This window comes from Streptomyces sp., assembly GCF_050698815.1.
Taxonomy (GTDB): Bacteria; Actinomycetota; Actinomycetes; order Streptomycetales; family Streptomycetaceae; genus Streptomyces.
This window is the reverse complement of sequence record NZ_JBOHCV010000421.1, coordinates 1-5303: the sequence shown is the minus strand read 5'-3', so window position 1 is coordinate 5303 and position 5303 is coordinate 1. Positions and strand designations below refer to the sequence as shown.

5 protein-coding genes are annotated in these 5303 nt (G+C 70.1%); all 5 read right to left on the bottom strand.

Translation table 11 applies throughout. The features are described from left to right. Positions 1-186 precede the first annotated feature (186 nt). Positions 187-600 carry a cytidine deaminase gene (locus ACRDP3_RS15315; protein WP_431517491.1) on the bottom strand — a complete coding sequence of 138 codons (414 nt, stop codon included), beginning with the start codon at positions 598-600 and terminating at the stop codon, positions 187-189. Continuing rightward, the gene (locus ACRDP3_RS15310) at positions 597-1928 is read right to left on the bottom strand and encodes an ABC transporter permease (RefSeq protein WP_431517490.1); all 1332 of its coding nucleotides are present in this window, start codon (positions 1926-1928) and stop codon (positions 597-599) included. Before ACRDP3_RS15310 ends, ACRDP3_RS15315 begins: the two co-directional genes overlap by 4 nt. Beyond that, on the bottom strand, positions 1925-3046 hold the full coding sequence (locus ACRDP3_RS15305) for an ABC transporter permease (RefSeq protein WP_431517489.1): 1122 nt from the start codon (positions 3044-3046) through the stop codon (positions 1925-1927). Before ACRDP3_RS15305 ends, ACRDP3_RS15310 begins: the two co-directional genes overlap by 4 nt. Continuing rightward, positions 3043-4686, bottom strand: coding sequence for an ABC transporter ATP-binding protein (locus ACRDP3_RS15300; RefSeq protein ID WP_431517492.1), 1644 nt, complete (start codon positions 4684-4686; stop codon positions 3043-3045). The genes ACRDP3_RS15305 and ACRDP3_RS15300 overlap by 4 nt, the downstream gene beginning before the upstream one ends. A 150-nt stretch (positions 4687-4836) precedes the next feature. After that, positions 4837-5303 (bottom strand): BMP family lipoprotein (locus tag ACRDP3_RS15295; RefSeq protein WP_431517488.1); only part of this gene is annotated, 467 nt, incomplete at its 5' end.

Genomic DNA, 5303 nt, shown 5'->3' with positions numbered 1-5303 from the left:
CCGCCGGGCCGGTGGCCCGGCGGCGGTGTCCGGTCGATGGTGGCCAGTGGCCGACAAGGGAGCCGGGCGGCCGACCTGGCCCACAGACCAGCAGGCCGTCATCCCCGGCCCGCAGGCCGGGGAGCCGGGCGCGTGGACCGGCACCCCGGACCGGCAAGTGCGGGGACCCCCCGGCCGGCAGGCCGGTCAGCGCTTCAGGTCGGACGGGCCGAACGCGTCCGGGAGCAGGTCGGCGAGCGTACGGACACCGTGCGCCGTCTCCATCAGCAGCTCCGGGCCGCCGTGTTCCCACAGCAGCTGACGGCACCGCCCGCACGGCATCAGGACGGCGCCGTGCCGGTCGACGCAGGTGAACGCGGTGAGCCTGCCGCCGCCGGTCGCGATCAGCGACGAGACCAGTCCGCACTCCGCGCACAGGGCCACACCGAAGGCGGCGTTCTCCACGTTGCAGCCGGTGACCGTACGGCCGTCGTCGGCCAGTGCGGCCGCGCCGACCGGGAACCCGGAGTAGGGCGCGTAGGCCCGGCTCATCATCACCCGTGCCGACTCGCGCAGCGCGGCCCAGTCGACCTCCGTACGGCCGGCCGGGTCGCTCGTCATGTGCCTTGCCCCCTGCGATAGGACCTGCCGATGGCCTTGGGTACTCGTAGCCGCTGCGCCGCGAGGGAGAGCACCAGCAGAGTGGCGATGTACGGGGTCATCTCGACGAACTCCAGCGGGACGGTGTCCGTCATCAGATACCACATCAGCAGTCCCACGGCGACGAACGCGCTGATGAGCGCCTGTATCCGTCCGCCGCTGCGCAGCTTCCACACGGCCAGCCCCGCCAGCAGCACCGCGAGGAGCAGCAGCAGCGCGTGCACCGTCGGGCCGCCGCCGCGCTGTTGCAGGGCGTCCATGAAGCCGAAGAGACCGGCGCCCATGGCGACACCGCCGGGCCGCCAGTTGCCAAAGATCATGGTGGCGAGGCCGATGTAGCCGCGGCCGCCGGTCTGCTGGTCCTGGTAGATGTGCACGCCGATGGCGAGGAACGCGCCGCCGAGCCCGGCGAGCGCGCCGGAGGTGACGACCGCCGCGTACTTGTAGCGCAGGACGTTGACGCCGAGCGTCTCCGCCGCCACCGGACTCTCACCGCAGGAGCGCAGCCGCAGCCCGAAGGAGGTGCGCCACAGGGCGAAGAAGCTGCCGACGAACAGCGCGATGGCCAGTACCGCCAGCCAGGAGACCTCGTTGACGAGCGAACCGAGAATGCCCGCGACGTCCGAGACCAGGAACCAGTGGTGCCCTTCGACGGACTTGAGTCCGTCGGCGAGTCCCGGCACGGTGAAGGTCGGCATGTCCGGCATGGGTGGCGACTGTTTGTCGTTGCCGCCGGCGGCCGCGGCGGCGCTGCCCTCGGCGCCGAACCACAGCTTGGCGAGGAACTGCACGACGCCCAGCGCCAGGATGTTCACGGCGACACCGGAGACGATGTGGTCGACGCCGAAGGTGACGGTGGCGATCGCGTGGATGAGGCCGCCGAGCGCGCCGCCGACGATGCCCGCCAGCGCCGCCACCCATGGGCCGTGCTGCCAGCCCATCCAGCCCGCGCTGAAGGCGCCGAGCATCATCATGCCTTCGAGGCCGATGTTGATGACGCCCGCGCGCTCCGACCACAGGCCGCCGAGTCCGGCGAGGGCGATGGGCACGGCGGCGCCCAGCGCGCTGGAGTACTGGCCGCTGGAGGTGACCTGGTCGGCGCCGGTGACGACGCGGAGCAGCGACAGGGCGACGAGGCCGCCGGCGATGATCAGCAGGACGACCGGATAGGACAGCTTGCGCCGCCCGCCGCCGCTCTTGCCCTTGCCGTTGCTCTTACCGTTGCCCTTGGTGGTGCCGTTCGCGCCGGTGCCTTTCGCGCCGGGCGCGGCAGTGATGTTCGTGGTCACGCGGACACCCCTGCCTTTTTGTCGTTGTCGGTATCGTTCGTTCGAGCCTGGGCGGCCAGCTCCTCGCCGACCTGACGTTGCTGCCTGCGGAGCCCGTAGCGGCGTACGACCTCGTACGCGATGACGACGCACAGCACGATGACGCCCTGCATCACGCCGACCGTCTCCTGGGCGTAGCCCTCGAACTCCAGCTGCGTGCCGGTGCGTTCGAGGAATCCCCACAGCAGCGCGCCGAGCGCCATGCCCACCGGGTGGTTACGTCCCAGCAGCGCGATCGCGATGCCGGTGAAGCCGATGCCGGCGGGGAAGTCGTCGCCGTAGTTGAAGGAGCTGTTGAGCAGCGTCGGCATCCCGGCCAGGCCCGCGACGGCGCCGGAGAGCACCATCGAGGTGACCACCATCCGCTTCACGCTCACGCCGCTCGCGGCGGCCGCGGACTCCGAGCGGCCCACCGCCCGCAGGTCGAAGCCGAACCGGGTGCGGCCGAGCAGGAACCAGTAGGCGACGCCCATGAGGACGGCCAGGACCAGGGTGCCGTCGATGGGATCCGGGGTGGTGGGGAGGGAGAAGAAGTGGCTGGAGGCGGGGAGGTCGGGGGTGTGGAAGAGGTTGCCGTCCTTCTCCGCGAGCCTGCCCTCCTGAAGGAAGTAGCCGATGGTGGACGCGGCGATGGCGTTCAGCATGATCGTGGTGATGACCTCGCTGACGCCCCGGGTGGTCTTCAGCAGACCCGCGATGCCGGACCAGATCGCGCCGACCAGCATCGCGACGATGATGATGATCGGGATCTGGACGAAGCCGGGCAGCGTGAGGGCACCGCCGACGACGGCGGCGAAGAAGGCGGCGATGCGGTACTGGCCGTCGACGCCGATGTTGAAGAGGTTCATGCGGAAGCCGATGGCGGAGGCGACCGCGGCGAGGTAGTACGGGATCGCCTTGTTGATGATCCAGACCTGGCTGTCGCTCTTGGAGCCGAAGTCGATCATCACGTAGAAGGCGTGGAACGGGTCCTTGCCGGTCATCCCGATGATGAGGGAGGTGATGGCCAGCGCGGCGACGAGTGCGAGCAGCGGGGCGCCGATCGCGAGGATCAGCTTGTCCTTGTCGAACCTCTTCATCGCGGCCCACCCCCTTCCGGTGTCGTGTCTCCGGGGGCGGACTCGGCTTCGGCCGCGGACTCGTCGTGCTCGAGGCGGCCGCTGGCGGCTCCGGTCATGGCGCAGCCCAGGTCCTCAGGGGTGATCGTGGCGGGGTCGGCGTCCGCGACGAGACGGCCGCCGTACATCACCCGCAGGCTGTCCGAGAGCCCGATCAGCTCGTCGAGGTCGGCGGAGATCAGCAGGACCGCGAGTCCCTCCCGCCTGGCCTCGCGTATCTGGTCCCAGATCTGGGCCTGGGCGCCGACGTCGACGCCGCGGGTGGGGTGGGCGGCGATGAGCAGCTTGGGGTGGTGGCTCATCTCGCGGCCGACGATCAGCTTCTGCTGGTTGCCGCCGGAGAGGCTGGCCGCGGTGACCTCGATGCCGGGGGTACGGACGTCGTAGTCGGCCACGATCCGCGCGGTGTCGACGCGGGCGCCGGCCAGGTCCAGCAGCCTGCCCTTGCTGTTGGGGGGCTCGGTGACGTGGCCGAGCATCCGGTTCTCCCAGAGCGTGGCCTCCAGCAGCAGCCCGTGCCGGTGCCGGTCCTCGGGGATGTAGCCGATGCCGCCTTCGCGGCGCTCGCGGGTCGAGGTGTGCGTGAGGTCCACGCCGTCGAGGGTGACGGTGCCGGTGTCGGGGTCGCGCATGCCCATGACCGCTTCGACGAGTTCGGCCTGCCCGTTGCCCTCGACACCGGCCACGCCCAGGACTTCGCCCTTGTGGATGGTGAAGGAGATGCCGTCGAGCACGGCCCGTACCACGCCGTCGGAGTCGGTGGCGGACAGCCGCAGCCCGTCGACGCTCAGCACCGGGGTCGTGGTGACGGTCGACTCGCGGGTCTCGGGCGAGGGCAGTTCACTGCCGACCATCAGCTCGGCGAGCTGCTTGGGCGTCGTCTCGGACGGGCGCACGGAGGCGACGGTCGTGCCGCGCCGTACCACGGTGATCTCGTCGGCGACGGAGAGCACTTCGCCCAGCTTGTGCGAGATGAACAGCACCGTCAGGCCCTCGGCCTTGAGCTCGCGCAGATTGTCGAAGAGCGCCTCGACCTCCTGCGGCACCAGCACGGCGGTGGGCTCGTCCAGGATCAGCGTCCGGGCGCCGCGGTAGAGGACCTTGAGGATCTCCACCCGCTGCCGGTCGGCGACGCCCAGGTCCTCGACGAGCACGTCGGGGCGCGCGTTGAGCCCGTACGCGTCCGACAGCTCCTTGATCTTCTTACGGGCCCGCCCGCCGATGCCGTGCAGGCTCTCGGCGCCCAGGACCGTGTTCTCCAGCACCGTGAGGTTGTCGGCGAGCATGAAGTGCTGGTGCACCATGCCGATGCCGCGCGCGATGGCGTCGCCGGGGCTGCTGAAGGAGACCTGTTCGCCGTCGACGGAGATGGTGCCCTCGTCCGGCTTCTGCATGCCGTAGAGGATCTTCATCAGCGTCGACTTGCCCGCGCCGTTCTCCCCGACGAGGGCGTGCACGGTGCCGCGGCCGACGGCGAAGTGGATGTCGCGGTTGGCCACGACTCCCGGGAACCGCTTGGTGATGCCGCGCAGTTCGACGGCCGGCCCGGACCCGGTGCCGGCCCCCGCGGCCGCGGGTGGGCTGCTGCTGGACGTTGCGATGACGCACTCTCCTGGAACGCTGAGGCGGAATGGAGGCTTCGGCTCACACCGGTGCCCGCCCGTATGACGGTGCCGGGCGTATCCGCGGCCCGTGCCCGCGGATACGCCCGATCCAGGACTCCCCCGCCGCCGGTCAGGCCGACGGCCGTGTCACGGGGTGTCCTTGACCTTGATCTTGCCGTCGACGATCTCCTGCTTGGCCTTGTCGATGTCGCTCTGGATGTCATCGATGAAGCCGCCGGAGGTGGCCAGCGAGACGCCGTCCTCCTTCAGGTCGAAGACGGTGGTGCCCGTCATCGGCTTCTTGTCCTTGACGCTCTTGACCAGGTCGAAGACGGCGACGTCGACGTTCTTGACGGCCGAGGTGAGGATCGCGTTCTTGTACTTGGCCAGCCCGGGCTGGTCGTACTGGTCGGAGTCGACGCCGATCGCCCAGCTGCCCTTCTTCTTGCTGACGACCTCGATGGAGCCGACGCCGGACTGGCCCGCCGCGGAGTAGATCACGTCGTTGCCCGCGTCGAGCATGCCCTTGGCCTTGTCCTTGGCGGCGGCCGGGTCGTTGAAGCCCTTGGTGTTGGTCGGGTACAGGTACTGCGAGGTGACCTTGACCTTCGGGT

Coding starts and splice junctions, on each gene's coding strand:
- ACRDP3_RS15315 (WP_431517491.1), bottom strand. CDS start 600: ATGACGAGCGACCCGGCCGGCCGTACGGAGGTCGACTGGGCCGCGCTG.
- ACRDP3_RS15305 (WP_431517489.1), bottom strand. CDS start 3,046: ATGAAGAGGTTCGACAAGGACAAGCTGATCCTCGCGATCGGCGCCCCG.